The following is a 26,001-nucleotide window of genomic DNA, read 5'->3' as shown; positions in this document are numbered from 1 at the left end:
TTTAGAACACCCTCTTGACGGTGCGGGTGCTCTAAAACACTATAGAGCTGTGCCACCACGCTTCGACAGGTGAGAACCGGCACTAACTACGTCTGCCCAGGGGCGGCGCTCAACCGCCAAGAAGAACCGCCGCCCCTGGCCCCCGTGAAGGGAAGTCTCATCATGCCCGCAACGCTGGTTGCTCCGCATGTCACACCCGCCGCGTTAGTCGAAGAGCTGTCGGGCATGGAACGCGCGGTCGGGCTGTACGTCTCGGACATGCCGACTGACTACCGCCTTCAGGGTCCGGCCGACTCGAACGTGACGGGCTGGATCGTTCAGGGTGCCGCTCGCCTCGGCCGCAAGGAGACCCGTCGGCGCGCGTCCTACCTCCTCGGTCACCGGAAACTGTGGCTGCGCGACATGACAACCCCGGAGATCGACCGTCGTCACGACGAGCGGTTCCCCTCCGCACGGCGTCTCAGGCTCGCGGAATCCATGGCATCGACTTCCTACTTCTGGGCCCCTGTCGCGCCGACCGCGCGAGACATCCCGGCCGTGATCGACGGCCCGTGCCCGAAGTGCGACGACGCCGGGAAGCTGTGGGCGCGCTGGGTCATCGACGCTGAGGCCGACTGGTACGAGGAGGGCTACGGCCCGTGCTGGGTGTGCCAGCCCGAGGACGGTGCCGCGTGACCTACTTCGAAGACCCGTTGCACGCGCAGGAAGCCGCCGACGAGGAGCGCTCCGAGCGGATCGCCGCATGGCTGGACCGCCACGACGTCCGGCCCTACACCGAGTTCTTCGTCGTGGTCGACAACGCGAACTACGCGGAGGACGAGGCGAAGCTGTTCGGCGCCTATCCGCCCCTCGGGCACAGCTACCCGAGGGAGGACTACCTGTGACGGTCTTCCCCGTCGCCCCTGAGGCCGTGGCCGGTGCTGCGGCCTCTCTGGGCACCGACCCGATCACCCTCGCCGACCTGCTGCGCGTGGCGAACGCGCCGGGCTTCGACCGCTGGCAGGAACAGGTACGCCGTACCGGCGGCTGCTCGAACCCGATCCGTCTGCGGGGCGAGACCGTCACCCGGGACCGCGCAACCGGTGACGTCCTGTACTCCTACAGCACCGAGCATGAGCCGGGCGGCATGCTCCGGGTCGCCTGCGGCAACCGCCGTGCCTCCCGCTGCCCGGCCTGCGCCTGGACCTACGCCGGGGACACCTACCACCTGATCCGCGCCGGAATCACCGGCGACATCAACAAGGGCGTCTCACCGGTCGTCCGGGATCACCCCCGCGTCTTCGCCACCCTCACCGCCCCGTCCTTCGGCCCGGTCCACAACAGGCCCGACTCCGGCCGCTGCCGCTGCGGGAGCCCCCACCCCGAAGACGATCCGGCCCTGGGCACGGCGCTCCACCCCGAGCGGTACGACTACGCGGGCGCGGTGCTGTTCAACAACTACGCCGGGGACCTGTGGCGGCGCTTCACCATCTACCTCCGCCGTGAGATCGCAGCACGCGTGGGCCTGACCCAAGCGGCTCTGAAGGAGGTGTGCCGGGTCTCCTTCGGCAAGGTCGCCGAATTCCAGAAGCGCGGTTCCGTCCACTTCCACGCCGTAGTGCGGCTCGATGGTCCGGACGGCCCGGACACGGCTCCGCCGGCGTGGGCCACCATCGCCCTCCTAGACGACTCGATCCGTGCCGCCGCCGGCCGGGTCTCGGTACCCGTACCCGCCTCCGGTGACCACCCGGCCCGCGTCCTGCGCTGGGGCTCCCAGGTGGACGTGCAGCCCATCGGCGTCCTCGGGCACGAGGAACTGACCGAACAGGCTGTCGCCTCCTACGTCGCCAAGTACGCCACCAAAGCAGCCGAGACCACCGGCACCGTAGACCACCGCATCGGGGAACTGTCCGAACTGGACCGGCTGCCGTTGCCCGCCCACACCCGGCGCCTGATCGAAGCCTGCTGGGACCTCGATGACGCCTACCCGGATCGGCTGCTGGCCCGGTGGGCTCACATGCTCGGCTTCCGGGGCCACTTCTCCACCAAGTCCCGCCAGTACTCCACCACCCTCAGCACCCTCCGACAGGTCCGCGCCGACTACCGCGCCCGGCAGGAACGCCGCGAACGCGGGCTCTCCGAAGACCTCGACGACACGGAGGGCTCCACGCTCGTGCTCGCCCACTGGACCTACGCCGGACAAGGCCACACCCCCGGCGAATCCTGGCTCGCCGCCGCCATCGCAAAGGAGATCCGACTGAACCGAGAGACATCACGCGAAGCCCTCGCCGACCTGGACGACTGGGAGGTGTGCGCATGAGGCCCCTGCCTGCCCAGTACCTGACGCCGGAAGACCTCGTGGTCCTGCTGCGCCTGCCCAGCGTCGACACGGTGTATCAGTGGCGACGCAAGGGCACCGGGCCCCGCGGCTTCCGTGTCGGCCGTCACCTCCGCTTCGACCCCGAGGACGTGCGCGCCTGGGTTGAGTCCCTGATGGAAGGGGCCGCCTGATGGCCGGGCACATCCAAGACCGCTGGTACAAGACCGAGGCTGGGCCGGGCGGCAAGGCCCGCAAGGTCAAGACCGACCGGTACGGCGTCGGCCTGCGCTACCGGGCGCGGTACGTCGCGCCGGACGGTACCGAGAAGTCCAAGAGTTTCCCCGACCGGAAGAAGCGCGAGGCTGAGCGGTGGCTTGCCAACATCGAGGCCGACATGTCGCGCGGCCACTACATCGACCCTACGGCCGGAAAGATCACGTTCAGGAAGTACGCCGAAGACTGGTTGGCCTCACAGACGACCGACCCGGCAACCCGCGTCGCGGTCGAGAGTCGCCTACGGCTTCACGCCTTCCCGCACCTTGGCAGTCGGCCACTGGCTTCCTTCCAGCCGTCGCATATCCGGGCCTGGGCTCGGCTCCTGGAGGACACCGGGTCCGCCAGCTCGTACCGGCGTGTGATCTTCGGGAACGTCTCGGCCGTGCTGTCGGCCGCCGTGGATGACGGATACCTGGCCCGTAACCCGTGCCGTGCTGGCTCCGTCCGGCCGCCCAAGCCGTCCCCCGGACGGGTCACGCCCTGGTCGCCTGATCGCGTCTTCGCGGTCCGAGCCGGGATGCCTGATCGGCTTCGAGCCATGGTCGACGTTGGCGCGGGCTGCGGCCTCCGCCAAGGTGAGATCTTCGGGCTCGCTGTGGATGACGTAGATCCGCTGGCCGGTGTGCTGCACGTCACGCAACAGGTAAAGCTCGTCAACGGTCACCTGATCTTCGCGCCACCCAAGAACAACAAGCTCCGTGATGTCCCTCTCCCGGACTCGGTGTCGGCCGTGCTCGCCACGCACATGACGGCTGTCCCGCCGATCGAGGTCACGTTGCCCTGGCTGCGCTCGGACGGCCCGCCGGTGACCAGGCTCCTGTACTTCACCACTCAGGACGGCTCGGCGCTCCGCCGGAACGACTTCAACGCCCACGTCTGGAAGCCCGCTCTGGCTGCGGCCGATGTGATCCCGGTTCCTGGTCCTGGTGAGCGGTACAAGGAAGCCCGCGAGGATGGCATGCACGCCCTGAGGCACTTCTATGCCTCGGTCCTCTTGGACGCCGGGGAGAGCATCAAGGCTGTGAGCGCCTACCTCGGCCACGCCGACCCTGGGTTCACCCTCCGGACGTACACGCACCTGATGCCGACCAGCGAGACCCGGACCCGGAAGGCCGTGGATGCGGTCTACCACAAGGCCCGGAGGCGACCGACGGCCCAGTGACGGCCCCCTGGACGCGAGAGAGCCCCTGCCTAACGGGAAACCGCTGGTCAGGGGCTCTTTCGGATGATCGTTGACCTAGTTCTTCTGGATCTGGTCGAAGGACAGCTCGACCGGCGTCTCGCGGCCGAAGATCTCCACCAGGCCCTTGACCTTCTTCGAGTCCGGGTTGATCTCGTTGATGGTGGCCTGGAGCGTGGCGAACGGGCCGTCGGTGACGGTGACCGAGTCGCCGACCTCGAAGTCCAGCACCTGGACCTCGACCTTGCGCTGCGGAGCGGGCTTGCCCTCGGCCTCGGCGGCCTCACGGGCTGCCTTCTCCTCGGCCTCCGGTGCGAGCATCTTGACGATCTCGTCCAGGGTCAGCGGGTACGGGTCGTAGGCGTTGCCGACGAAGCCGGTGACACCCGGCGTGTTGCGGACGACGCCCCAGGACTCGTTGGTCAGGTCCATGCGGACCAGGACATAACCCGGCAGCTTGTTCTGCTTGATCGTCTTGCGGTCGCCGTTCTTGATCTGGACGACCTCCTCCTGCGGCACCTCGGCCTGGAAGATGTAGTCCTCGACGTTCAGCGAGACGGCGCGCTGCTCCAGGTTGGTCTTCACGCGGTTCTCGTAGCCGGCGTAGGTGTGGATGACGTACCACTCGCCGGGCAGGGTGCGCAGTTCCTCGCGCAGCGCCGCGACGGGGTCGACGGGCTCCGCGGGCTCCTCCTCGGCGGCCTCGCCCTCGGCATCCTCGGCGGCCTCGGCGGCCTCGTCTTCGTTCACGACCTGCAGGGCGGCCTCCTCGGCCGGCTCCCCCGCCTCGGCCTCGGCAGCCTCGAACTCGTCCTGCTCGTCCGCGCCCTCGACGATGTCGAGCTCGTCGTCCACCGCCTCGGCGGCATTCCCGCGAGGCTCAATGGCGTCGTTCAGGTTCGGGTCAGACACGATGGCTGCTTCTTCCTGGATACATAGAGGTGGAACATGCGAAAACGGGCGCCGGTACCACGGCGCCCTTCGCTCTTGGCTCAGCCGAAGACGTACTTGGCCGCGTGGTTGAGCCCATAGTCAATCACGGTCACCAGCGCGATCATGATGGCGACGAAGAAGATCACCACGGTCGTGTACGAGGTCAGCTGGTTACGCGTCGGCCAGACGACCTTACGGAGTTCCGCGACGATCTGGCGGTAGAAGGTCGCCAGCCGCTTCAGCGGGCCCTTCTTGGCGCGCTTGCCACCCTTACGGGTCTTCTTCTTGGACTCCGGTACCTCGTCCTGGGCATCAGGAGTGTCGATGGAGCCCACGGCGTCCGTCATTCGTCCTCACCTGATCCCGGGTCGTGGCCGTGCCGCGCCCGGTTCTGAGCCGCACGGCGGTGCAATGCTGTACGTACATGCGCACACATCCTGGCGGTGTGTGTAGCAGGGCCGGAGGGACTTGAACCCCCAACCGCTGGTTTTGGAGACCAGTGCTCTACCAATTGAGCTACGACCCTTTGATGTCCCCCAACGTACCGCATCCGACCGAGTGCTCGGTGTGCACCGGCTCGAAGGCGGCCCCCGAAGGCCAACGAGGTGAGAGTGTACGTGGTCCCGGGCCCGGCGTCGAACAGTAAGTACCCGCCGGCGCCCGCAAGACGCAAGATCGTCCTGGCCGGTGGCCGAATCCGGACGCGTGTTCACGGGTCGGCCCCTTGCCGTTCAGTCTGTGAAACCCGCGTGCCGGGGACATTTCCGGTCTGAAACGATGGCTCCATGAGCGCTGCAACCCCTCCCACCGAGCGCCGGGTCTCCGCCCGAGTCGGCGCGATCTCCGAGTCCGCCACCCTCGCCGTGGACGCCAAGGCCAAGGCCCTCAAGGCCGCCGGGCGTCCGGTGATCGGCTTCGGCGCCGGCGAACCCGACTTCCCGACGCCCGGCTACATCGTCGAAGCTGCGATCGAGGCATGCAAGAACCCGAAGTACCACCGGTACACCCCGGCGGGCGGCCTGCCCGAGCTGAAGGCCGCGATCGCCGCGAAGACGCTGCGCGACTCGAACTACGAGGTCGACCCGTCGCAGATCCTGGTCACCAACGGCGGCAAGCAGGCCATCTACGAGGCGTTCGCCGCGATCCTCGACCCGGGCGACGAGGTCATCGTCCCGGCGCCGTACTGGACGACGTACCCGGAGTCGATCCGTCTCGCCGGCGGTGTCCCGGTGGAGGTCGTGGCGGACGAGACCACCGGCTACCGGGTGAGCGTGGAGCAGCTGGAGGCGGCGCGCACGGACAGGACGAAGGTCGTCCTCTTCGTCTCGCCCTCCAACCCGACCGGCGCGGTCTACAGCGAGCCGGAGGCCGAGGCGATCGGCCGCTGGGCCGTCGAGCACGGCCTGTGGGTGCTGACGGACGAGATCTACGAGCACCTGGTGTACGGCGACGCGACGTTCACCTCGCTGCCCGCGATCCTGCCGGAGCTGCGTGACAAGTGCATCGTCGTCAACGGCGTCGCGAAGACGTACGCGATGACCGGCTGGCGCGTGGGCTGGCTCATCGGCCCGAAGGACGTGGTCAAGGCCGCCACGAACCTCCAGTCGCACGCCACGTCGAACGTGTCGAACGTCGCGCAGGCCGCGGCCCTCGCCGCGGTCTCCGGCGACCTGAAGGCCGTCGCGGAGATGCGCGAGGCGTTCGACCGGCGGCGCCGGACGATCGTGCGGATGCTGGACGAGATCGACGGCGTGGTCTGCCCGGAGCCGGAGGGCGCGTTCTACGCGTACCCGTCGGTGAAGGCGCTGATCGGCAAGGAGATCCGGGGCAGGCGCCCGCAGAGCTCCGTGGAGCTGGCCGCGCTGATCCTGGAGGAGGCCGAGGTCGCGGTCGTCCCGGGTGAGGCGTTCGGCACCCCGGGCTATCTGCGGCTGTCCTACGCCCTCGGTGACGAGGACCTGATCGAGGGCGTGAGCCGGATCCAGAAGCTGCTGGCGGAGGCCAGGGACTGAACCCGCTCACGGCGAGCGGGCCTGCGGGCCGTCTCCTTCGGGAGGCGGCCCGCTTCTGTGTGCGGGCAAGACCACGAACGGGGAAACGGCTACCGGGACGCGGGCGAGGTGCGGCAGGATCCTCCAATGGAGCGTGTACGTGATGTCTCTGACCTGCCGAAGGCCCATCTCCACCTGCACTTCACCGGCTCGATGCGGCCCAGCACCCTGCTGGAGCTGGCCGACAAGCACGGCGTGCGCCTGCCGGAGGCGCTGACCGACGCCCTGACCAGCGGGGAACCGCCGCGGTTGCGGGCCACGGACGAGCGGGGCTGGTTCCGCTTCCAGCGGCTGTACGACGCGGCACGCTCCTGCCTGAGGGAACCGGAGGACATCCAGCGCCTGGTCCGCGAGGCGGCGGAGGAGGACCTGAAGGACGGCTCCGGGTGGCTGGAGATCCAGGTCGACCCGACGTCGTACGCACCGCGCCTCGGCGGTCTGATCCCGGCCCTGGAGATCATCCTGGACGCGGTGGACACGGCCTCGCGGGAGACCGGTCTTGGCATGCGCGTGCTGGTGGCCGCCAACCGCATGAAGCACCCGCTGGACGCCCGCACCCTGGCCCGGCTCGCGGTGCGCTACGCGGACCGTGGCGTGGTCGGCTTCGGCCTGTCGAACGACGAACGCCGGGGCATGGCACGGGACTTCGACCGCGCGTTCCACATCGCGCGCGAGGGCGGCCTGCTGTCGGCCCCGCACGGCGGCGAGCTGACCGGCCCGTCCTCGGTCCGCGACTGCCTGGACGACCTGCACGCGAACCGGGTCGGCCACGGGGTGCGCGCGGCGGAGGACCCGCGCCTGCTCAAGCGGCTCGCGGACCGGCAGGTGACCTGCGAGGTGTGCCCCGCCTCGAACGTGGCGCTTGGCGTGTACGAGAAGCCGGAGGACGTCCCGCTGCGCACGTTCTTCGAGGCGGGGGTGCCGATGGCGCTGGGAGCCGACGATCCGCTGCTGTTCGGCTCGCGCCTGGCCGCCCAGTACCGGCTGGCCCGGGAGCACCACGGCTTCACGGACGCGGAACTGGCGGAGCTGGCCCGGCAGTCGGTCAGGGCATCGGCCGCACCACCGGAGCTACGGGCGAAGCTGCTGTCCGGAATCAACGACTGGCTCACCCACCCAACCCCCTGAGGCTGGGGACGGGGGAGCCCCCCACAGGGGCGCGGGGAACTACGCGCCCAGCCCCAGCACACCACCGCCCCACAGGGGCGCGGGGAACTGCGCAAACACCCCCACCCCACCCGCACCCAACCCACAACCCCAACCCACCCATGGGGGCGCGGGGAACTGCGCGAACAACCCCACCCCACCCGCACCCGACCCACAACCCCAACCCACCCACAGGGGCGCGGGGAACTGCGCAAACGCCCCAACACCGGCCACCCACCAAACCGGCCAAACCAGCGGAGCTAAGGGCGGAGCTACAGGGTGACGCCGACCGTCACCGGCTCATTGACCAAGGTGATCCCGAAGGCCGCGCGGACCCCGGCCACGACCTCACGGGCCAGCGCGAGCAGATCCTCCGTGGTGGCCCCACCCCGGTTGGTGAGGGCGAGGGTGTGCTTGGTGGAGATGCGCGCGGGCCCGCTGCCGTACCCCTTGGTGAAGCCCGCCTTGTCGATCAGCCAGGCCGCGGAGGTCTTGGTGCGGCCCTCGCCCGCGGGGTACGCGGGCGGCTCGGCACCGTCCCCGAGCCGTTCCCGTACGCGCGCGTGGAACGCGGCGAACTCCGCGTCCGTGAGGACCGGGTTGGTGAAGAAGGACCCCGCCGACCAGGTGTCGTGGTCCTCGGGGTCGAGCACCATGCCCTTACCCGCGCGCAGCTTCAGAACGGTTTCGCGCGCGGCGGCCAGCGGCACCCGGTCGCCGGTCCGCACGCCGAGCGCCCGGGCCGTCTCGGCGTATCTGAGGGGTGCCGACAGCCCCTCCGCGTCCTCCAGTGCGAAGCGGACCCGCAGCACGACGTACCGCTCCGGATCGGCCTTGAAGCGGCTGTGCCGGTACGAGAACGCGCACTCGGCGTTGGTGAGCGTGACCGTCTCCCGGGCCCTGCGGTCGTAGGCGATCACCTCGGTGATGGTGGAGGAGACCTCCTGGCCGTACGCCCCGACGTTCTGGATGGGTGTCGCGCCCGCGGAGCCGGGGATGCCGGCAAGGCACTCGACGCCCGCGAGTCCGGCCTCGACGGTACGGGCGACGGCGTCGGTCCACACTTCGCCGGCCGCCAGTTCCAGGCGCGTGCCGTCCAGTTCGACCCCGCGGGTGGCGATGCGCAGCGCGGTGCCGTCGAAGCCCTTGTCGCCGATGACCAGGTTCGATCCGCCGCCGATCAGCAGCAGGGGGACACCGCTGTCGTCGGCCTCGCGGACGGCGGCGACGACCTCGGCGTCGGTGGCGGCGGTGACCAGCCGGGCGGCGGGTCCGCCCAGCCGGAACGTGGTCAGCGGGGCGAGCGGGGCGTCGTGGAGTTCCTGCACGCGCCCAAGACTACGAGACGGCACCGACATCCCCGGTCGGCCGGCAGGTACGCGCGCGTACGGCCCAGCCGGGGAGGGCGGGGCCGTACGCGCGCGTGCCGGTCGGGCGTTCAGCGGGCGGCGGCCTCCAGTGCCGGCTCCGGTTCGGCGTGGGTCACGAGCGGGCCGGGGGTGCGGCGGGCCGGGATCAGCAGGGCGGCGATCCCGGCGAGCGCCACCGTCGCGGCGCCGGTCACCAGGGCGGGCCGCAGGCCGTCGACGAAGGACTGCGCGGACTCGTAGCCGCCCTGCGCCGCGAAGATCGACGACATGACCGCGATGCCGAGCGCGCCGCCCACCTCGCGCAGGGCGTTGTTGGCGCCGGACGCGATGCCCTGCTCGGACACCCGGACGCTGGACATCACCAGGTTGGCGGCCGGGGCGAAGTACAGGGCCATGCCGATACCGCTGACGATCAGGCCGGGCAGTTGCGCTGCGTACGAGACGTCGGCAGTGACCACGGAGGCCAGATAGCCGAGCCCGGCGGCCTGGAGGAACAGGCCGGCCGCGACGACCGGACGGCCGCCGATGCGGTCGGAGAGCATCCCGGCGACCGGCGCGACCAGCATCGGCATGCCGGTCCACGGCAGCATCCTGACGCCCGCCTCGGTCGGCGAGTAGCCGAGCACGCCCTGCATGTACTGGCTGAGCAGGAAGATCGAGCCGAACATCCCGAGGAACATGAGAAGGCTGGCCGCGTTGATCCCGGCGAAGGCGCGGGAGCGGAAGAGCCGCATCGGGAGCATGGGGTTGCGGGCGCGGGAGCCGTGGACGACGAAGGCGATCAGCAGCGCGCCGCCCGCGAGCAGGCCGGTGAGGACGACGGAGTCGGTCCAGCCGTCGGCGGGGCCGCGGACCAGCCCGTAGACGATCCCGAAGAGTCCGCCGCTGGCGAGCAGGGTGCCGGGGATGTCCAGCGGGGCGCCGGTGCCGTGGGACTCGGCGAGGCGGAGCCGGGCGAGCGGCAGCAGGACGAGGCCGAGCGGGACGTTCAACCAGAAGATCCAGTGCCAGGAGACGTGTTCGGTGAGGCTGCCGCCGATGAGCGGCCCGGAGGCCACCGCGAGTCCGTTGACGGCGCCCCAGATCCCGTACGCCATGCCGCGCTTGGCGGCGGGCACGGCCGCCGTCAGCAAGGTGAGCGTCAGGGGCATCATCACCGCCGCGCCGAGGCCCTGCACCGCGCGGGCCGCGATCAGCGAATCGATGCCGGGCGCCATGGCCGCGGCGGCGGAGGCGCCGGTGAAGACCGTGAGCCCGGCGAGGAAGAGCCGGCGCCGGCCGAAGCGGTCGCCGAGCGCGGCGCCGAACATCAGCAGGACGGCGAAGGTGAGCGTGTAGGCGCTGACGGTCCATTCCAGGTCGTCCAGTGCCCCTCCCAGGTCCTCGCGGATGGAGGGCAGGGCGGTGGTCACTACGAGGTTGTCCAGGGACGCCATGAATCCGGCGACGCTGGTGATGACGAGGGCCCATATGACTCCCCCGCGCTGTGCCGTGCCCGGCGCGGTCTGCTGTGGCATCGCTCCCCCAGAGCATGATCGATGATTAGTTATGGATTACTAACTTTCACGGGCATGAGAAGGCGGCGGTGCGGGCCCGCCTCAGCCTCCCTGTTCGTCCGACGGCTCCCCGATCCGGGCGGACGGATACATCCCCTGCCAGACCCGGTGACCGGGCGGAAAGCCCATGGCCGCAAGGGTGTTGATGAGCATTCCGTAGGCCAGGAAGACCATCGTCTCGCCGTCGTCGGCCCCGAGCGGCAGATGCACGGTCTCCCACAGCCGCATCCAGCCGGCCCGCACGGCCTCGCCGAACTCATGGTCACCCTCCGCCTCGGCGGCGGCGACCGCGATGTAGGTCTGCATCTGCATCAGAAGCCGCTCGGGCTGCTCCTGGATCAGCCGCGTATACGCCCGGGCCATGGCGTGGACGGCCTCTTCGCCCTCGAAGCCCTCACCCGCCTCCCCCAGGACCCGGCGCACGTCGTCGACGCAGCGCAGCGATGCGGCGACGAAGATGGCCTTCTTGCCCGGGAAGAGCCGGAAGAGATACGGCTGCGAGACCCCCACCCGCTTGGCGATCGCCTCGGTCGAGGTGCCGTAGTAGCCCCTCTGTGAAAACTCCGCGATCGCCGCACGAATGATGACCTCACGCCGCTCGTCCGCGCTCATCCTGACCATGCGGATAAGTTAGTACTCAATCACTAACTACGTCAAGCGGTCCCGTGCGCCATGGACAGGCGCGCACCGAAGCCGGCGCGCGTCGTGCCGCGGTTGGACGCCGTGTTCGGCGAGGGTGCAGCCGAGGGGCGCCCTCCCCGTCGGGATCCGTCAGGACCCGGCAGGACACCCCTTGCCTCGCCGCCGCGCCGAGCCCGGCCGTGCGGCCGCGCCGATGTCGGCCGTCGAGACCGGCCGTGCGACCGCGCCGAGGCCGGCCGTGCGGGGCTCAGGCCAGCCGTACGAGGGCCCGGGACATGCCCAGCACCTTCTGGCCGCCGCTCGTGGCCGTCAGGTCCACCCGCACCGTGTTGTCGTCGAGCTTGGCCGCGACCTTGCCGCCGACCTCGATCACGGCGCCCTCGTCGTCGTTCGGGACGACGACGGGCTTGGTGAAGCGGACGCCGTACTCGACGACCGCGCCCGGGTCCCCGGTCCAGTCGGTGACCACCCGGATCGCCTCGGCCATGGTGAACATGCCGTGCGCGATGACGTCCGGCAGCCCCACCTCCTTGGCGAACTTCTCGTTCCAGTGGATCGGGTTGAAGTCCCCGGAGGCGCCCGCATAGCGCACGAGCGTGGCGCGGGTCACCGGAAAGGTCTGCGCCGGCAGCTCGGTGCCGACCTCCACGTCGTCGTAAGTGATCTTCGCCGTCATCTCTCAGCCCTCCCCGGCCGCGCGCGCCACCAGCTTGGTCCAGGCCGTCACAACGTGCTCGCCCGCCTCGTCGTGGACCTCACCCCGGATGTCCAGGATGTCGTTTCCGGCCAGCGACTTGACGGCCTCGATGGTCGAGGTGACCTGGAGCCGGTCGCCCGCGCGCACCGGGCGCGTGTACGCGAACCTCTGGTCGCCGTGCACCACCCTGCTGTAGTCGAGGCCGAGCTGCGGGTCCTCGATGACCTGCCCCGCGGCCCGGAAGGTGATCGAGAAGACGAAGGTCGGGGGCGCGATCACATCGGGGTGACCGAGCGCCTTGGCGGCCTCCTGGTCCCGGTACGCCGGATGGGTGTCCCCGACCGCCTCGGCGAACTCGCGGATCTTCTCCCGGCCCACCTCGTAGGGCTCGGTGGGCGGGTAGCTCCGCCCCACGAAGGACTGGTCGAGCGGCATGGCCCGGCACCTCCTGATGTCAGCTGTGATGGTCCACAAGGTAGCTGGATTCCAGCCGGTGGAAACGACGCGAGGCCGCCCCCTGACTGCGGGGGCGGCCTCGCGTACGAGCCTTGATGATCAGCGCGTCTCGCGGTGCGCGGTGTGCGCGTTGCAACGCGGGCAGTGCTTCTTCATCTCAAGTCGGTCCGGGTTGTTACGCCGGTTCTTCTTGGTGATGTAGTTCCGCTCCTTGCACTCCACGCAGGCCAGCGTGATCTTCGGGCGGACGTCGGTGGCAGCCACGTGAGTGCTCCTATGACGAACGGGTGGACTGGTTTCAACGCAAGAAAGAGTAGCCGATCGAAGGACCGACCCCGCAATCGGCTACTGTCAGTAGCGGTGACCGGACTTGAACCGGTGACACAGCGATTATGAGCCGCTTGCTCTACCGACTGAGCTACACCGCTTTGATGAGATCGGGACCCGCCTTACGACGGGAACCTCTCACACCAGAGCCCCAAAACGGAATCGAACCGTTGACCTTCTCCTTACCATGGAGACGCTCTGCCGACTGAGCTATTGGGGCGAGCGATGAAGACATTACACGCTCGGCAGCCGTTCACCCAAATCCGTTTCGTACCCCATGCCCAGGCGTCGACGCCCCGTGTCCCGGCGGCCTCGCGAGCCCCTTTGAAGGTCTGTGCACGCGCGTTTGAAGGTCTGTGCACGCGCGCGTGACGGTTGCGGTGACGCCCCTCCATGCCACGCGGTCGGCGTGGGCGAGATCCCCGAAGACCTCAGTGGCCCGGCCGGAGCCGCGGCCGTCGAAAGCGAGGAACCGGCGGGTGGGAGCGGCTATCGCGCGGTCCGCGGCGGCGCGGCGGTGGTCGCCGTGGGCGGCGGCCATGCGGGCGGCCTGCGCGGCGGCGGCCCGGTTCGCCGCGTACGCCTCGGACAGCGTCCGCGCCTTCGGCGGGGCGAGCGAGGCGGGGACGGCGGGCGCGAGGCAGGGACGGCAGCCGCGAGGCAGGGACCGGTGCGGGGACCGCCGGTCGGGCGGCGGCGGAGAGCGGGACCACCACGGCGGCGGTGATCAGCGCGGCGAGCAGGGGCGCTCGGGACCACGCGCGCGTAGCGCTCCGGACGGGCCACGCCGGTACGACTATTGCGCTCCTCCCCGCCCTATGCGGCCCGCCACCCTAGGCTCGACTCACTCTGCGTGATCATGAGTTCCCCTCGGTCCGCGCGCCCCGCCCGCAAGCCCCACGCCCCGAAGAGCCGCAAGCCCCCATCTCTTGGACCCCGATGCCCGACAGCCGGCCGCAGCCACCCCCACCGTCGTCGAACCCCCAAGGCTCCCCGGGCCGGTCCGACGGGACCCTCGTGCTGTGCGGGGCGCGGCTCACCGACGGCCGCACCGTGGACGTGCGGCTCGGCGGCGGGCGCATCGAGGCGGTCGGCACGGCCGGCAGCCTGGCACCGGGGCCGGCCCGCTCCGGTTCCCGCGTCGACCTCAGCGGCTATCTGCTCCTTCCGGCCCCTGCGGAGGCGCACGCCCACGCCGACACCGCGCTCTCCGCCGACCGCGGCGGCCCCGTCCCGTACGACGCGGAGGACGTCCAGCGCCGCACGACGGAGGCCGCCCTGCTGCACCTCGCACACGGGGCGACGGCCATGCGCGCGCACGTGCGCGTGGGCGACGTCCGGGGGCTCGGCCCTCTCGACGCCGTCCTTCAGGCGCGGCGTTCACTGCGCGGGCTCGCGGAACTGACCACGGTGGCCGTGCCGCGGCTGCTGACCGGGGCGGCCGGCGCCGACGGGCTGGCGATCCTGCGCGACGCGCTGAAGATGGGCGCTTGTGTGGTGGGCGGCTGCCCCGACCTGGACCCCGATCCGACGGGCTATGTCGAAGCGGTCCTGGAGGTCGCCTCCGAGCACGGCTGCCCCGTCGACCTGCACACGGACGCCGCCGACCCGGCCCGGCTCGCCCGGCTCGCGGCGATGGCGGGCGGGTTGCGGCCGGGCGTGACCCTCGGTCCGTGCGGTGGCCTGTCCCGGCTGCCGGCCGAGTCGGCCGCCCGCGTCGCGGACCGGCTGGCGGCGGCCGGGGTGGCCGTGGTGTGCCTGCCGCAGGGCGGCTGCGGCGGCGTCGAGCGGCGGGGTACGGCTCCGGTACGGCTGCTGCGTGCCGCCGGGGTGCGGGTGGCGGCCGGGAGCGGTGCCCTGCGGGACGTGTCCAACCCGGTCGGCCGCGGCGACCCCCTGGAGGCCGCCTATCTGCTGGCCTCGGGCCATGGGCTGCGCCCGGAGGAGGCGTACGGCGCCGTGAGCGTCACGGCCCGCGCCGTCCTCGGCCTTCCCGAGGTCCGTGTGGAGGCCGGCTTCCCCGCCGAACTGCTCGCCGTACGCGGTCAGCATCTGGCCGGCGCGCTCTCCCTCGGGTACAGCCGGATCGTGGTGCACCGGGGGCGCGTCGTGGCCCGCACCAGCGCGGTTCGCGAGTACGGCGACTCGGCGGTCGCCGCGGAACTGGGGCTGCCGCGCCAGGGCCGGGGCGAGGTGTCATGAGGGGGCGCGAGCCGGAAAACGGGGTGGAGTGAGGTGCAGGGGAGCGCGCGATACGGGCTCGCGCGCGGGGCGCTCGCCGCGAGGAGACCGGCGGCCGACAGGGGGTGCGCGCCGGGCCGGGAGTGAGCTGTGTGCTCGGCGCGGGAACGGGGCCGAACTCATGCGGCGGATGCGGCCCTTCGGGCGTACGGTCGGAAACATGCGCATTGTCATTGCAGGTGGTCATGGTCAGATCGCGCTGCGGCTGGAGCGGCTCCTCTCGGCCCGCGGGGACGAGGTCGCGGGGATCATCCGCAAGGCCGAGCAGGAAGGCGATCTGCGAGAAGCCGGTGCCGAACCGGTCGTCCTCGACCTGGAGTCGGCCTCGGTCGAGGAGGTCGCGGAGCGGTTGCGGGGTGCGGACGCCGCCGTTTTCGCGGCGGGCGCAGGACCGGGCAGCGGGGCGGCCCGCAAGGAGACGGTGGACAAGGGCGCGGCGGTGCTGTTCGCGAGCGCGGCCGTCCAGGCGGGCGTGCGTCGCTTCCTGATCGTCTCCTCGATGGGCGCGGACCCGGCGCACGAGGGGGACGAGGTCTTCGACGCGTACCTGCGCGCCAAGGGCGCGGCCGACGCGTACGTGGCCGGCCTGGACGCACTGGACTGGACGATCCTGCGCCCCGGCAGACTGACGGACGACCGGGGCACCGGCCTGGTACGTCTGGAGGCGCACACCGGGCGCGGCTCTGTCCCGCGCGCCGACGTGGCCGCCGTACTCGCGGAGCTGGTGGAGAGCCCGGCGACGGCCGGTCTGACGCTGGAGCTGATCGGCGGGTCGACGCCGGTGTCGGTCGCGGTGAAGTCGGTGGCGGGGAACTGAGGCCGCCCGCGGCCCGTTGGACCCTTTGACCGGCAGGACCCGCAGACCTCGCGGGGACCGGTCGGTGTCCTCCAGCGGAATCCATCAGAAGAGGGGCAACTGCCCGGGGAAGTCCGGTACGGCGTACCCGTCCAACGCCGGCTGGCTCGCGTCCAGTTGTGCCTGTCGCCGGGAGCCGGCGCACGAGACGAGTTCGCCGCTCTCGCGCGCGCCGGGCGGGTCGTGCCGCGCGAAGCGTCCCGCGACGACGGCGATGTCACGACGGCACACCGGGCAGGTTCTACGACGGGAGGCCATGGAGCCAGTGTCCTCCATGCCCTCGCGAACCCGGCCGCGCGCGGGCAGCGCCGTGGCGAGCCCACGGGGCCCCACGGGGGTCGGTGTCAGCCGGTGCGGTTCTCCGCGCTGACCATCCAGGCGTGCTTCTCCAGGGAGTCGATGATCGCGTGCAGCAGATCGGCGGTGGAGGGGTCCTCGTTGTCGACCTGGTCGTGATAGGTACGTACCGTGTCGACGGTGGCCCGCAGGCGCGCGGTGACAAGATCCACGACGGCGCTCACGCTCACCTGACCCTCCGGGAACGCGGGGAGTGTGGTGTTCGCAGCGACGGTGTCGGAGCGGCCGTCCGGCCAGTGGTCGAGAGCACGCATGCGTTCGGCGATGACATCGGCCGACTCCCGGGCGTCGTCGACGATTTGGTCGAGTTGCAGGTGCAGGTCACGGAAGTTGTGGCCGACCACGTTCCAGTGGGCCTGCTTCCCCTGGATGTGCAGTTCGACGAGATCCGCCAGGATCTGTTGCAACGCCCGGGCCATCTGCGGTGAGGCCGTGAAGCCGCTGACATCGGCCTCCGAACGCCGGGAGCCCACAGAGGAAGCGGTCATGGCATGTCTCCTTTTGGCAGCAGTGCACAGCAACACCCCGGAACGGGTGGCCCGTCTCCCTACGTGATCAAGGCTACGTAGGTCCCCCACCACCGCCACCGCGCCTGATCCGCTCGGGCGACGTCCGAACCCCGCGGTCGCTCCGCAACGACGGCAACCAGGCCCTGTTGGCACGGCTGAGCCCTTTATGATCTTCATCACGACACCGGGCCCACCCGGAGCCGCGCCCTCCACGACGGGAAGGCGCACGAGCGCCGGGCCCTCCGCCAGGCCATGCCAGGGCGCATGCCGTGACCACACGACGAAGGGCCCGTGACCTGTCCTCTGACAGGTCACGGGCCCTTCGTTCCCGTGTGGCGGCGCCAGGATTCGAACCTGGGAAGGCTGAGCCGGCAGATTTACAGCGGGCTCCGTTCACCGGCTGCGACCTGGGGTTTCCCCGGAACGTGTCGCCGTCGGGGGACACCTGGGGGAAACGGCCCCTGATTCGCTCCGCCTTCCGGCCTGAGTCGAGACCTATGGGCGCGACCAGCCGACGTGCCACGATTGGGCAGAAGCCCGAGGAGCGATGAAGGGGAGGCCACGTGCCGCAGGCCAGTCCGCGAGATACGTACTTGCAGGTCGCGGAAGTGGTGAAGGCCCAGATCAAGTCGGATGCGCGGATGACGCACCTTCCGCCCGCCGCCGACCTCATGCGGGATCACGACGTCTCGCGCGGGGTGGTGCTTCGCGCGTTCAAGGCGTTGGAGAAGGACGGTGTTGCCGAACCGGTACGGGGCGGACGGTGGCGCGTCGTACGTGAGGGTGAGCAAGTCGACCGACGGCCGTTGGACGAACGCATCGCCGATCTCATCCCCGCCGAGGGGTTCAAGGCGGGTGAAGCCTTCTTGAGCGCGTCAGACCTGATGGGCAGGTTCGGAGTCTCCCGCCCCACCGTGACCAAGGCACTGGACAGGCTGGAGGCCGCCGGCGTGCTGGCGAGTGCAGGACAGGGCAAGGTGCGGACGGTCCGTGCCGTGCCGAATCGAGAGGAGCGTTCCTAGCTTGTCGGAACTGACGGAGTGGGCCTACCCCCTCGCTGAGTCCCTGCTCGCCGAGCCGCTACCGAGGCGGTGGCAGCACTCATTGGGCGTCGCCGAACGGGCGCGGTCCGTCGCACTGGTCCTCGGGGATGATGCCGAGTTGCTGGAGGCTGCGGCCGTCCTGCATGACATCGGCTACTCGCCGGATCTCGCGAAGACGGGGTTTCACCCGCTCGATGGGGCCCGCTACCTCCGTGACGTAGCGCAGGCCGACGAACGAGTCGTGAACCTGGTTGCCCACCATTCCTGTGCGTGGATGGAAGCAGAGGCCCGGGGCCTGCGTGAGGAGCTGGAGGGCGAGTTCCCGCGCGAGAGCGCGCACCTGAACGACGCTCTCTGCTACTGCGACATGAACACGACGCCGGATGGCACGCCGACGAACCCCGTGGACCGCGTCAACGAGATCGCCGGACGCTACGGGCCGGACAGCCTGATCGGAACGTTCATCCGCCGCGCTGAGCCGGAGATTCTCGCGTGCACCTCACGCGTGCTCGAACGGGTTGCCGCCGCCAAGCTTCAGCCGATGTAGGGAGTCGGCCGTATCCGGTCCATAGCGTGCTCAATCCGGAGCCGCATCGTGGGGTGGACGTCCAGCTTCGCCAGGTCCGCTGGGTCAACCCAGCGGACCTGTGTCGTCTCGTTGCTCGTACGCACCTCACCGCCGACCGGCCGCGCACGGAAGCAGATGCTGAACTGCTGCCGGATCTCGCCGTCGTCGTACTGCATCACGTGACCAGGGTCTGTGTAGATCCCGGACATGTCGACGACTTCGGCCTTGATGCCGGTCTCTTCCCAGACTTCGCGCACCACGGTGTCGCTGATGGACTCCCCCACGTCGTGCCCGCCGCCGGGCAGTGCCCAGCGTCCGTTGTCGGACCGCTGGATCATGAGCACCTGGCCCGCGTCGTTCTGGACGAACGCGACGACGGACGGCACGACCGAATTGGCCGGCGGGGCGTCGGGGTCGTGCAGGTAGTCGATACGTCCCATGGCTCATGCTCCTGTGATGTCGTGTTCAGTCACTGGCCTCGCGCCTTCCCAAGTCTGCTGAACGCTATTGGCGAAGGTGTCGAAAAGCCCGCCCCCGGGAAGTTTCCGCAGGTGAAGAACCGGAGCCAGGTAGGCGCCGATGCCGTACACATGCGTGTTGACGAGCATCTCGTCATCCGCACGGTAGATCGAGTTGTAGAGCACGGTGTCGTGTAGCCGGAAGGCGATCTCAGGATGGCTGGTGAACAGAGGGCGATAGTTCACCAGCGCGTTTCGGATCTTGCCATCCATGATGCGGTGGCCTTCGTCGATCCCGCGCCGGATGACGGCCTCGCATGCAGGATCGCCCATCAGGACGCGAATGGCGACGCTCTGCGATTTCGCCTTGAGGACTGACAGAAAGCGCGGGTCCTCCGCCAGGCCGATGCCCGCGTACACAAGGATGTCGATGCGCTCAGTAGCACGCTCGCACATCTCGCGCCACAGGTCGGACGGCACCGTGTGCCGGTGCGGGTAGACCGTGGCAATCTCCGCTTTGGTCAGATCCGTTGCGGTGTCGACGGCCCGACCGTCCTCCCACAGCGTCGTGACGTCGACCTTGAGCACTGCGGCCGTCGCGTACTGGTGGCGCCGGTACGGCACTTTGCCCTGCGTGATCCAGCGTTCGATGGTCTTCGGGTTGACGTCGATCGCTTCGGCCAAGCCCTGAATCGTCATGTTCTGGGCCAACAGGGCCGACCGCAAACGCTCGTTGGACATCTGCACCCCCCGAGGGACGTCTAGGGACTTCTTGACGGTAGCCAGAACTCCCCGAGCTGTCCATGTAGGGGGTGACCAACTCCCCTGACCTGCCGCGATTCTGATGGTGCGCCAAGAAGTCCCGGCACAAATCCAAGAGGTTCCGTCGCCGTACTTGACGGGGCCCTATGCAGTACCTGTAAAACAGGTACTTCATCCACTGAACGGAACAACTCGGCGGAAGCGGCTCATGCCGCACGTGCAGAGGGCGGGGACGCTGCAATCCCGCTAAAGGCCAGGTGGAACAGGGTTTCGGCCCGTACTGGCGAGGTGGCCCGGTGACCGCGAGCAACGGCCGGAGAGTGGGGACACGGTCCCCCTTGCAGTGCGTATCCCCTGTTCAGCGGTCTGAAGGAGTCTCAGTGAGTCGACGAAAGCGATGGGCGCGGCCGTGATCGACCGGCACGGCGGCGCCGTTTCATCCCCGGTCCGTAGGCACCTCGGAGTGCTGCGGACGACCGGTCACCTTCCACCGAATCGCGGCGGCTAGCGCCGCGCCGGTTGCTCGCCCCGCGCGTCCGGGCGCTCTGCGGAGCGGTCCCGTACGGGCGGGGTCGAGAGGAGCCGGAGCCCCGTGACAAGGCCCTGGGCACGGTGGCCGGCGTCGCCGCCCACCGTTCCGGCAACCTGGTCGACGTTCAGATGAACGGCCACACCCTGCGCCCGGTGCGCCCGACGGACATCGAGCTGGTCGCCCGCGGCTTCAAGCCGATGACCTCCGGTCGCGCGCTCGCCACGCTGCTGTTCCTCGTACTCGGCGTCGCCGCCGCCGTCGTCAACGGCCGCTACGTCAGCGACCTGGGCGCGAACTGGGCCACGGTCGTCTTCGTGTCCTTCACCTCGGTCACCACCGTCGCCGGGGGCCTGATCAACCTCTTCAACCGGCCCCGCCGGGTCCGGGTCTGACCTTTCCTTCCGCCGCAGGGCGGGCGCCGTCTCTCCAAAGCCTGCGCCCGCCCCGGCGGTCTTCCCGTCCCTCCACTGTCTGGAGACTTCCATGCGCACGTACATCGGCCGACAGCAGGCCATCTCTGCCGAGGACTTCGCGGAACTGGCGCTCGGCACCCCGGTTGAGCTGTGGCTCGGGGTCGAGGGCGAGACGGACGAAGAGCGCGCGGCCCGCGAGGACGCAGCGCGCGACATCCTCGCCGACGACCCCAACCTTCCCGACGACCTGATCCGCATCGCCGCGCAGGTCATCGAGGAGAACCCGGACCTGTTCGACGTCACGCCCCTTACCCGCCCCGCCCGGCGCCGCCGCGCGGCACGCAAGGGGGTGGCCGCATGACCACAACCCCCACCCCCGAGGCGCCCGCGTCCGGGGTGCCGCCGCTCACTCGCCCGGAGATGGGTCTTGCCGGAGTCGGCGCACTCGCCGCGGCCGGAGTCGGCGCACTCGGTCTGATCTCCTCCTTCGACGCCGTGTCCGCTGCCGCGCTGCGCTGGGGCTTCCACGCTCCGTGGATGCTGCCGGTCGGTATCGACGTGGCCATCCCGGTGTTCACCGTGGCCAACCTGCTGTTGATCCGGATGGACATGGCGCTTGCGTGGGTGCGGTTCGTGCCCTGGGCGCTCACGCTGGTCACCTGCGGACTGAACATCGCGGCCGGACAGGGCATGTGGGCCAAGGTCGCGCACGGCACCATGCCGCTGCTGTGGGTCGTGTTCTCCGAGATCGGCGCGCACATCTACGCCGTCCGGATCGGCGCGGCCACCGGTCGCCGCATGGAAAAGATCCGGTTTTCCCGCTGGCTGCTCGCCTTCCCCTCCACCTTCGCACTGTGGCGCCGCATGACGCTGTGGGAGATCACCTCCTACACGGAGGCGCTGGCGCGAGAGAAGGAACGGCAGTTGGCCCGTGCGGACCTGCGTGAGCGCTACGGCCGCGGTTGGCGCCGCAGCACCCCGCGGCGCGAGCGCGTGATGCTGCGCATGGGCGACCTGGCCCCCGCCGCTGAGCAGGAGACGCCTGTACCGCCCCCGGCAGAGACTCCGCCGCCGCCCCCGGTCGACGCCAAGCCGCGCCCGCGCCGCCGGGCTCCCGCCAAGAGCAAGGCCAAGGCTCAGCGCACCTTCGAGGACGCGCTGACCGAGGCGCGCACGGTCACCGCGACATGGGCGGACGCGGAGCTGACCGCGGACCGTCTGCGCACCACGCTGCACGTGTCGCAGGCCAACGCCCGCACGCTGCGCGACGCCCTCAAGAGCGAGCGGGCCGACGGCCGCGCGCTGCACTCCGTGGACGCTCCCGACGCCACGGCGTCCGGCGAGAACGCTGAGGGGGTGGCGGCGTGAACACGCTGGCCACGGTCCTGCTGTCCGTGCTGCCCATCGCCGCAGGCTGGGCGGTCCACGTGTGGTGGCTGCGAGGCTGCCTCAATACCGCCCGGCGTGACCCGCTCACCGGGTTACGCACCCGCGACGGCTTCACCCGCCGCGCCACGACCCTGCTCAAGGACCCGCGCGCGGTCGTCGTGCTCGCCGACGTCGACAAGTTCAAGCACATCAACGACACCTACGGGCATGCAGCCGGAGACGCGCTGTTGAAGGCGACCGCGGAACGGCTCGCCCACCACGTCGGCCGTACCGGGGTCGCCGGGCGGCTTGGGGGCGATGAGTTCGCCGCCGTGCTCATCGACGACCACGGCAGTGCGGCCGACATGCTCGCCGTGCTGCACGGCGTGCTCGCCCGGCCGGTTGCTGACCAGGACCCGGCCGTTCGTACCACGGTCTCTCTCGGTTGGGTGCGGGCCGCGGACTTCCCTGCAGATGACCTCTCCGGCTTGCTGCGGCGGGCGGATGAGGCGATGTACGCGGCCAAGCAAGCCCGTGCCGGAACCCGCCGCGCTGGGCTCGGCTGGCTGTTCGCCACCGTCACAGGGCGTCGTGCCGGACGCGCCGGCGCCCGCACCGATGCGCCCGCGGTGGGAGTGGCCGCCTGATGTCCGGGGCGCTCGGCAAGTGCTACGACCCGACCGGCGCGCGCCACGGCATCCCCACCTACCCGTGGCGCTATGCGCCCGACGGGCTCGCCACGCGCCGCCAACTCCGCGCCCGTGGCTTACGTCCGGGCGGGCAGCCGATCGCGGCTCAGGTGCTGCGTCCGCGCTACCGGCGCGGCCCCCTGGTCGCCTACCTCTACCGCGTCGACTTGGCCCGCCCCGTGCGGCCGATGACGCCGGGCAAGCGGGCCGCGCTCGCCAAGGCGAACCGGGCCCGCCGCACCTGCCCCGCCTGCCGACAGGACGCCGGATACGTCATCCCCATGTCGCTCGGCATGTGCGTGCCCTGCGCCTACCCCGAGGAACAGCGCGCCGCCTGAACACACCGCACCACCATCCGGCGGGGCCCGTCCGCTCACCTCCTACAGCGACGGACCGGCCCCGCCCTTCCTCCCCTTGGAAGGGACCTTCAGTGAAGCACCCCGACGACGACAACGAACTCTTCAACCGACTCGAAGCCGAGATGAACGCCGACTCCGGGGGCGAGGTAGTCGACCTCGACAAGGCCCGGTCGGCCCGTTCGGAGTCGGCCGACCCGACCGCCCGACCCGACGCCGACCCGTCGGCCGACTCCGAGACCGGTCGGTCGGCTAGCGAGTCGGGCGACCCGACCGCGCGCGTGATGGTCGACCTGCCGACCCCGACCGCCACCGGTCCGGGCTACCTCGGTCGGCTCGCGGGCGCGCGCCGCCGTGCGGTCGTTCCCGTGTGGCTCAAGTCCGTGGCGGAACTGCGGACCGCATCGGCGTGGGTGGCACGCCACTACGCCCACTCCGTCGGTTATCACGCGCTGCGCTCCCCGGTCTACGCCGTCCGCCTGACCCTGCAAGCCCCCACCGGGGCCGCGCGGTTCGTGGGCGGCACCCTGCGGTGGATGGCCGACCGCGAGGGCGAACCGGTCCGCCTCGCTGCGGTCCGGCGCGAGGACGCCGCGGAGTACCTGAAGCTGTCGCGGCAGCGTGACGGACGGGTCCGGCTGCGCACCCTCGTGACCGTGCTCGCGATGTTCATCGGGCTCGGTTCCGCGCTTGCCATCTACGTGCTCGCCCCCGACTGGCTTCAGGCCCTGTCGGTCGGCGCGGTCGTGATGGCGCTCGGGGCCGCCGGCCGCAAGGCGGATGACCCGGTCATCCACCGGGCGGTGGAGCTGCCCACGGCCGTCAAGCTCACGTCGGACATCGTGCTGCGTGCGCTCGGCTCGCTGGGCATCCCCGCCATCAACCAGGCGCAGGGCAAGGGCCGTGACGGATTCGAGTTCACCGCCCCGATCACCCGCGATGGCCCCGGCTGGCGCGCGGAGGGCAACCTCCCCTACGGCGTCACGGTCACGGACATCATCGAGCGGCGCGAGCGGCTCGCGTCCGGCCTGCGCCGCCCTCTCGGCTGTGTGTGGCCGGAGGCGGTGGCAGATGAGCACACCGGGCGCCTCGTGCTGTGGGTCGGCGACCAGGACATGAACCGGGCCACGCAGCCCAGTTGGCCGCTCATGAAGGGCGGACTGGTCGACCTGTTCAAGCCGGTCGACTTCTCCACCGACCAGCGCGGGCGCTGGGTGGGCCTGACGTTCATGTACATCGCGGCGATCATCGGCGCGATCCCGCGCATGGGCAAGACGTTCCTGTTGCGCCTGTTCGCGCTGATCGCGGCGTTGGACCCGCGGGCGGAGCTGCACACCTACGACCTCAAGGGCACGGGCGACCTTGACCCGGTCGGCGAGCACGTCTCCTACCGGCACCGTGCTGGGGAGGAAGACGAGGACATCGAGTACGCGATTGCCGACATGCGCGAGGTGCGCGGTGAACTGCGGCGCCGCGCGAAGGTGATCCGCTCGCTGCCGCGGGACATCTGCCCCGAGTCCAAGGTGACCAGCGAACTCGCCTCCAAGCCGAGCCTTGGACTGCACCCGATCGTCATCTGCGTGGATGAGTGCCAGGTGTGGTTCGAGCACGACAAGTACGGCAAGGAGTTCGAGGACATCTGCACCGACCTGGTCAAGCGGGGACCGGCCACCGGGATCGTGCTGATGCTGGCCACGCAGCGCCCCGACGCGAAGTCGCTGCCTACGGGCATCTCTGCGAACGCTGGTGTGCGGCTGTGCATGAAGGTCATGGGGCAGACCGAGAACGACATGGTGCTGGGCACCTCCTCCTACAAGCGGGGCGTGCGCGCGACCATGTTCGCCTGGGCTGACAAGGGCATTGCCTACTTCGTCGGCGACGGCTCGGACGCCCGGATCATCCGCAGCGTCTACGTGGACGCGCCCACCGCGGAGCGGATCGCGTTGCGGGCCCGCAAGGCACGCGAGGATGCCGGGACCCTGTCCGGCCATGCGCTGGGGCAGGAGCCGGAGCCTGCGGGCAGCGGCTACGACCTGCTCGCCGACATCCTCGCCGTCGTTCCCGCCGATGAGCCCAAGGTGTGGTCCGAGACCGTCGTCGCCCGGCTCGCCGACCTGCGCGAGGACGTCTACGACGGCTGGGACCCCGAGGGGCTCGCCGCCGCGCTCAAGCCGCACGGCGTCTCCACCATCCAGGTGGGCCGCCGGGTGAAGGGCAAGGTCGTCAACCGGCGCGGCATCGACCGCTCTCACATCGTCACGGCGATTGCGGAGCGTGACGGAAACCGGGACGCGGGCTGAGTGTCCGGGGCCGCTAGCGCTAGCGGCACACCCCGCTAACGTTAGCGGCCCCGCTAGCGCCCCAAACCCACTCTGATCAGGCCGCTAGCGGATAGCGGCCCACCTGCGGAAACCCCTGAAAACCGCCCCGGAGGGCCCCTCATGAGCCTTGCCCTGCTCGCTATCACCCTGATTCTCGGCGTCACGCTGTGTTACGTCGCTGTGTGTGCCGCCTCGCCGTTCGGCAACTGCCGGAAGTGCCGGGGCATGGGCCACGCCCTCAAGCACGACCGCAAGGGACGCCTCAAGCGCGGCAAGGACTGCCGCCGCTGCCACGCCACCGGCAAGCGCATACGCGTCGGCCGCTGGCTCTACAACCGCTGGGCCCGCATCTACCGCGCGGGCACCGACACCCCCTGACCGGAAGGCTCCTCATGGTCCTGAACATCTCCGCCGTCCTGCTGTTCGGCGCTGCGTCCGCCCTCGCCGTCAAGACCAAGTCCGCCGGGGGCGGCTCCGCCATCGTCCTGTTCCTGTTCGGGTTCTTCGTCGCAGGGACCGGCGCGTACGAGCCCATCCACAACCTCGTACAGGCGTCCGCCGACGCCCTCTCCGCCCTCGGCAAGTGAGAGGAGAC

General features: G+C 70.3%; 31 protein-coding genes, 3 tRNA genes and 1 pseudogene. 19 read left to right on the top strand and 16 right to left on the bottom strand.

Annotation, left to right across the window (positions count from 1 at the left end; all coding sequences use genetic code 11):
• Positions 1-162 precede the first annotated feature (162 nt).
• From AC27LF_RS21800 to AC27LF_RS21780, 5 genes are read left to right on the top strand one after another with little or no spacing between them, the layout of a single operon-like run.
• Positions 163-675 carry a hypothetical protein gene (locus tag AC27LF_RS21800; RefSeq protein WP_479661787.1) on the top strand — a complete coding sequence of 171 codons (513 nt, stop codon included), beginning with the start codon at positions 163-165 and terminating at the stop codon, positions 673-675.
• On the top strand, positions 672-884 hold the full coding sequence (locus AC27LF_RS21795) for a hypothetical protein (RefSeq protein WP_479661786.1): 213 nt from the start codon (positions 672-674) through the stop codon (positions 882-884). The genes AC27LF_RS21800 and AC27LF_RS21795 overlap by 4 nt, the downstream gene beginning before the upstream one ends.
• Positions 881-2,299, top strand: a complete 1,419-nt coding sequence (gene repSA / locus AC27LF_RS21790) for a replication initiator protein RepSA (RefSeq protein WP_479661785.1) — start codon at positions 881-883, stop codon at positions 2,297-2,299. Before AC27LF_RS21795 ends, repSA begins: the two co-directional genes overlap by 4 nt.
• On the top strand, positions 2,296-2,490 hold the full coding sequence (locus AC27LF_RS21785; protein ID WP_479661784.1) for a helix-turn-helix transcriptional regulator: 195 nt from the start codon (positions 2,296-2,298) through the stop codon (positions 2,488-2,490). Before repSA ends, AC27LF_RS21785 begins: the two co-directional genes overlap by 4 nt.
• Positions 2,490-3,737 (top strand): tyrosine-type recombinase/integrase, encoded by a 1,248-nt coding sequence (locus AC27LF_RS21780; protein ID WP_479661783.1) that lies wholly within the window; start codon positions 2,490-2,492, stop codon positions 3,735-3,737. Before AC27LF_RS21785 ends, AC27LF_RS21780 begins: the two co-directional genes overlap by 1 nt.
• 75 nt (positions 3,738-3,812) lie before the next feature.
• Here the strand turns inward: AC27LF_RS21780 and nusG are convergent, their stop codons facing one another.
• The 3 genes from nusG to AC27LF_RS21765 form a co-directional block, all read right to left on the bottom strand.
• Positions 3,813-4,667 (bottom strand): transcription termination/antitermination protein NusG, encoded by an 855-nt coding sequence (gene nusG / locus AC27LF_RS21775; RefSeq protein ID WP_479661782.1) that lies wholly within the window; start codon positions 4,665-4,667, stop codon positions 3,813-3,815.
• Positions 4,668-4,747: 80 nt separating this feature from the next.
• A complete protein-coding gene (gene secE, locus AC27LF_RS21770; protein ID WP_479661781.1) occupies positions 4,748-5,035 on the bottom strand; it encodes a preprotein translocase subunit SecE in 288 nt (95 codons plus the stop codon).
• 106 nt (positions 5,036-5,141) lie between these two features.
• A tRNA-Trp gene (locus AC27LF_RS21765) sits at positions 5,142-5,214 on the bottom strand.
• Positions 5,215-5,473: 259 nt separating this feature from the next.
• Here AC27LF_RS21765 and AC27LF_RS21760 point away from each other — a divergent pair.
• Positions 5,474-6,700: a pyridoxal phosphate-dependent aminotransferase gene (locus AC27LF_RS21760; RefSeq protein ID WP_479661780.1), complete on the top strand. Its 1,227-nt coding sequence runs from the start codon at positions 5,474-5,476 to the stop codon at positions 6,698-6,700.
• 126 nt (positions 6,701-6,826) lie between these two features.
• Positions 6,827-7,867: an adenosine deaminase gene (locus AC27LF_RS21755; protein ID WP_479661779.1), complete on the top strand. Its 1,041-nt coding sequence runs from the start codon at positions 6,827-6,829 to the stop codon at positions 7,865-7,867.
• Between the two features lie 290 nt (positions 7,868-8,157).
• Here AC27LF_RS21755 and AC27LF_RS21750 read toward each other — a convergent pair whose 3' ends face one another.
• From AC27LF_RS21750 to AC27LF_RS21710, 9 genes and pseudogenes are all read right to left on the bottom strand, one after another.
• Positions 8,158-9,213, bottom strand: coding sequence for a UDP-N-acetylmuramate dehydrogenase (locus AC27LF_RS21750; RefSeq protein ID WP_479661778.1), 1,056 nt, complete (start codon positions 9,211-9,213; stop codon positions 8,158-8,160).
• A 110-nt stretch (positions 9,214-9,323) separates the two neighbouring features.
• Positions 9,324-10,772: a DHA2 family efflux MFS transporter permease subunit gene (locus AC27LF_RS21745; RefSeq protein WP_479661777.1), complete on the bottom strand. Its 1,449-nt coding sequence runs from the start codon at positions 10,770-10,772 to the stop codon at positions 9,324-9,326.
• An 81-nt stretch (positions 10,773-10,853) separates the two neighbouring features.
• Complete coding sequence (locus tag AC27LF_RS21740) at positions 10,854-11,432, bottom strand: TetR/AcrR family transcriptional regulator (RefSeq protein ID WP_479661776.1); 579 nt, start codon at positions 11,430-11,432, stop codon at positions 10,854-10,856.
• 268 nt (positions 11,433-11,700) lie between these two features.
• Positions 11,701-12,129, bottom strand: a complete 429-nt coding sequence (locus AC27LF_RS21735; RefSeq protein WP_404029300.1) for a MaoC family dehydratase — start codon at positions 12,127-12,129, stop codon at positions 11,701-11,703.
• A 3-nt stretch (positions 12,130-12,132) separates the two neighbouring features.
• Entirely contained in the window at positions 12,133-12,585 is a 453-nt protein-coding gene (locus tag AC27LF_RS21730; RefSeq protein ID WP_479661775.1) for an FAS1-like dehydratase domain-containing protein, read from the bottom strand.
• A gap of 120 nt (positions 12,586-12,705) precedes the next feature.
• Positions 12,706-12,870 carry a 50S ribosomal protein L33 gene (gene rpmG / locus AC27LF_RS21725; RefSeq protein WP_003948671.1) on the bottom strand — a complete coding sequence of 55 codons (165 nt, stop codon included), beginning with the start codon at positions 12,868-12,870 and terminating at the stop codon, positions 12,706-12,708.
• Between the two features lie 91 nt (positions 12,871-12,961).
• Positions 12,962-13,034 (bottom strand) — tRNA-Met (locus AC27LF_RS21720).
• 46 nt (positions 13,035-13,080) lie between these two features.
• Positions 13,081-13,153: transfer RNA gene (locus AC27LF_RS21715), tRNA-Thr, on the bottom strand.
• A 174-nt stretch (positions 13,154-13,327) separates the two neighbouring features.
• Positions 13,328-13,733, bottom strand: a pseudogene (locus tag AC27LF_RS21710) (hypothetical protein); the annotation flags it as partial.
• Between the two features lie 139 nt (positions 13,734-13,872).
• Between AC27LF_RS21710 and AC27LF_RS21705 the strand changes: the two are divergent.
• On the top strand, positions 13,873-15,135 hold the full coding sequence (locus AC27LF_RS21705; RefSeq protein ID WP_479661774.1) for an amidohydrolase family protein: 1,263 nt from the start codon (positions 13,873-13,875) through the stop codon (positions 15,133-15,135).
• A 199-nt stretch (positions 15,136-15,334) separates the two neighbouring features.
• The gene (locus AC27LF_RS21700) at positions 15,335-15,991 is read left to right on the top strand and encodes an SDR family oxidoreductase (protein ID WP_479661773.1); all 657 of its coding nucleotides are present in this window, start codon (positions 15,335-15,337) and stop codon (positions 15,989-15,991) included.
• 84 nt (positions 15,992-16,075) lie between these two features.
• Here AC27LF_RS21700 and AC27LF_RS21695 read toward each other — a convergent pair whose 3' ends face one another.
• Both AC27LF_RS21695 and AC27LF_RS21690 read right to left on the bottom strand, forming a co-directional pair.
• Complete coding sequence (locus tag AC27LF_RS21695) at positions 16,076-16,288, bottom strand: hypothetical protein (RefSeq protein WP_479661772.1); 213 nt, start codon at positions 16,286-16,288, stop codon at positions 16,076-16,078.
• 86 nt (positions 16,289-16,374) lie between these two features.
• Positions 16,375-16,875 (bottom strand): Dps family protein, encoded by a 501-nt coding sequence (locus AC27LF_RS21690; protein WP_479661771.1) that lies wholly within the window; start codon positions 16,873-16,875, stop codon positions 16,375-16,377.
• Between the two features lie 584 nt (positions 16,876-17,459).
• On the opposite strand from AC27LF_RS21690, the gene AC27LF_RS21685 reads away from it, so the two are divergent.
• Positions 17,460-17,918: a GntR family transcriptional regulator gene (locus tag AC27LF_RS21685; protein ID WP_479662250.1), complete on the top strand. Its 459-nt coding sequence runs from the start codon at positions 17,460-17,462 to the stop codon at positions 17,916-17,918.
• A gap of 1 nt (position 17,919) precedes the next feature.
• Positions 17,920-18,486: an HD domain-containing protein gene (locus AC27LF_RS21680; RefSeq protein ID WP_479662248.1), complete on the top strand. Its 567-nt coding sequence runs from the start codon at positions 17,920-17,922 to the stop codon at positions 18,484-18,486.
• Here AC27LF_RS21680 and AC27LF_RS21675 read toward each other — a convergent pair.
• The gene (locus AC27LF_RS21675) at positions 18,474-18,947 is read right to left on the bottom strand and encodes an NUDIX domain-containing protein (RefSeq protein WP_479662247.1); all 474 of its coding nucleotides are present in this window, start codon (positions 18,945-18,947) and stop codon (positions 18,474-18,476) included. The genes AC27LF_RS21680 and AC27LF_RS21675 overlap by 13 nt on opposite strands.
• Positions 18,948-18,950: 3 nt before the next feature.
• Positions 18,951-19,706, bottom strand: a complete 756-nt coding sequence (locus tag AC27LF_RS21670) for a helix-turn-helix domain-containing protein (RefSeq protein WP_351981859.1) — start codon at positions 19,704-19,706, stop codon at positions 18,951-18,953.
• A gap of 633 nt (positions 19,707-20,339) precedes the next feature.
• Here AC27LF_RS21670 and AC27LF_RS21665 point away from each other — a divergent pair.
• The 8 genes from AC27LF_RS21665 to AC27LF_RS21630 all read left to right on the top strand — a co-directional run bounded on the left by AC27LF_RS21665 (position 20,340) and on the right by AC27LF_RS21630 (position 25,993).
• Entirely contained in the window at positions 20,340-20,651 is a 312-nt protein-coding gene (locus AC27LF_RS21665) for a hypothetical protein (protein ID WP_479662246.1), read from the top strand.
• A gap of 91 nt (positions 20,652-20,742) precedes the next feature.
• Positions 20,743-21,033 (top strand): hypothetical protein, encoded by a 291-nt coding sequence (locus AC27LF_RS21660; protein ID WP_479662245.1) that lies wholly within the window; start codon positions 20,743-20,745, stop codon positions 21,031-21,033.
• On the top strand, positions 21,030-22,040 hold the full coding sequence (locus AC27LF_RS21655; RefSeq protein ID WP_479662244.1) for a DUF2637 domain-containing protein: 1,011 nt from the start codon (positions 21,030-21,032) through the stop codon (positions 22,038-22,040). The genes AC27LF_RS21660 and AC27LF_RS21655 overlap by 4 nt, the downstream gene beginning before the upstream one ends.
• Entirely contained in the window at positions 22,037-22,687 is a 651-nt protein-coding gene (locus AC27LF_RS21650; RefSeq protein WP_479662243.1) for a GGDEF domain-containing protein, read from the top strand. Before AC27LF_RS21655 ends, AC27LF_RS21650 begins: the two co-directional genes overlap by 4 nt.
• On the top strand, positions 22,687-23,067 hold the full coding sequence (locus tag AC27LF_RS21645; RefSeq protein ID WP_479662242.1) for an RRQRL motif-containing zinc-binding protein: 381 nt from the start codon (positions 22,687-22,689) through the stop codon (positions 23,065-23,067). Before AC27LF_RS21650 ends, AC27LF_RS21645 begins: the two co-directional genes overlap by 1 nt.
• 92 nt (positions 23,068-23,159) lie before the next feature.
• Positions 23,160-25,385 carry a cell division protein FtsK gene (locus AC27LF_RS21640; RefSeq protein ID WP_479662476.1) on the top strand — a complete coding sequence of 742 codons (2,226 nt, stop codon included), beginning with the start codon at positions 23,160-23,162 and terminating at the stop codon, positions 25,383-25,385.
• A gap of 141 nt (positions 25,386-25,526) precedes the next feature.
• Positions 25,527-25,784 carry a hypothetical protein gene (locus AC27LF_RS21635; RefSeq protein WP_479662240.1) on the top strand — a complete coding sequence of 86 codons (258 nt, stop codon included), beginning with the start codon at positions 25,527-25,529 and terminating at the stop codon, positions 25,782-25,784.
• 14 nt (positions 25,785-25,798) lie between these two features.
• A complete protein-coding gene (locus AC27LF_RS21630) occupies positions 25,799-25,993 on the top strand; it encodes a hypothetical protein (protein WP_030585650.1) in 195 nt (64 codons plus the stop codon).
• The last annotated feature ends 8 nt before the right edge of the window (positions 25,994-26,001 follow it).

The sequence above is a fragment of the Streptomyces diversicolor genome, assembly GCF_057537855.1.
Note: the sequence above shows the minus strand (reverse complement) of the source record. Positions and strands in the feature narration are given on the sequence as shown.

Bases quoted from the DNA above. Each gene is read 5' to 3' on its own strand.
- AC27LF_RS21800 (WP_479661787.1), top strand. From the start codon at position 163: ATGCCCGCAACGCTGGTTGCTCCGCATGTCACACCCGCCGCGTTAGTC.
- AC27LF_RS21785 (WP_479661784.1), top strand. From the start codon at position 2,296: ATGAGGCCCCTGCCTGCCCAGTACCTGACGCCGGAAGACCTCGTGGTC.
- AC27LF_RS21780 (WP_479661783.1), top strand. From the start codon at position 2,490: ATGGCCGGGCACATCCAAGACCGCTGGTACAAGACCGAGGCTGGGCCG.
- secE (WP_479661781.1), bottom strand. From the start codon at position 5,035: ATGACGGACGCCGTGGGCTCCATCGACACTCCTGATGCCCAGGACGAG.
- AC27LF_RS21760 (WP_479661780.1), top strand. From the start codon at position 5,474: ATGAGCGCTGCAACCCCTCCCACCGAGCGCCGGGTCTCCGCCCGAGTC.
- AC27LF_RS21755 (WP_479661779.1), top strand. From the start codon at position 6,827: ATGGAGCGTGTACGTGATGTCTCTGACCTGCCGAAGGCCCATCTCCAC.
- AC27LF_RS21745 (WP_479661777.1), bottom strand. From the start codon at position 10,772: ATGCCACAGCAGACCGCGCCGGGCACGGCACAGCGCGGGGGAGTCATA.
- AC27LF_RS21740 (WP_479661776.1), bottom strand. From the start codon at position 11,432: ATGGTCAGGATGAGCGCGGACGAGCGGCGTGAGGTCATCATTCGTGCG.
- AC27LF_RS21735 (WP_404029300.1), bottom strand. From the start codon at position 12,129: ATGACGGCGAAGATCACTTACGACGACGTGGAGGTCGGCACCGAGCTG.
- AC27LF_RS21730 (WP_479661775.1), bottom strand. From the start codon at position 12,585: ATGCCGCTCGACCAGTCCTTCGTGGGGCGGAGCTACCCGCCCACCGAG.
- AC27LF_RS21705 (WP_479661774.1), top strand. From the start codon at position 13,873: ATGCCCGACAGCCGGCCGCAGCCACCCCCACCGTCGTCGAACCCCCAA.
- AC27LF_RS21700 (WP_479661773.1), top strand. From the start codon at position 15,335: ATGCGCATTGTCATTGCAGGTGGTCATGGTCAGATCGCGCTGCGGCTG.
- AC27LF_RS21695 (WP_479661772.1), bottom strand. From the start codon at position 16,288: ATGGCCTCCCGTCGTAGAACCTGCCCGGTGTGCCGTCGTGACATCGCC.
- AC27LF_RS21690 (WP_479661771.1), bottom strand. From the start codon at position 16,875: ATGACCGCTTCCTCTGTGGGCTCCCGGCGTTCGGAGGCCGATGTCAGC.
- AC27LF_RS21675 (WP_479662247.1), bottom strand. From the start codon at position 18,947: ATGGGACGTATCGACTACCTGCACGACCCCGACGCCCCGCCGGCCAAT.
- AC27LF_RS21670 (WP_351981859.1), bottom strand. From the start codon at position 19,706: ATGTCCAACGAGCGTTTGCGGTCGGCCCTGTTGGCCCAGAACATGACG.
- AC27LF_RS21660 (WP_479662245.1), top strand. From the start codon at position 20,743: ATGCGCACGTACATCGGCCGACAGCAGGCCATCTCTGCCGAGGACTTC.
- AC27LF_RS21655 (WP_479662244.1), top strand. From the start codon at position 21,030: ATGACCACAACCCCCACCCCCGAGGCGCCCGCGTCCGGGGTGCCGCCG.
- AC27LF_RS21645 (WP_479662242.1), top strand. From the start codon at position 22,687: ATGTCCGGGGCGCTCGGCAAGTGCTACGACCCGACCGGCGCGCGCCAC.
- AC27LF_RS21635 (WP_479662240.1), top strand. From the start codon at position 25,527: ATGAGCCTTGCCCTGCTCGCTATCACCCTGATTCTCGGCGTCACGCTG.
- AC27LF_RS21630 (WP_030585650.1), top strand. From the start codon at position 25,799: ATGGTCCTGAACATCTCCGCCGTCCTGCTGTTCGGCGCTGCGTCCGCC.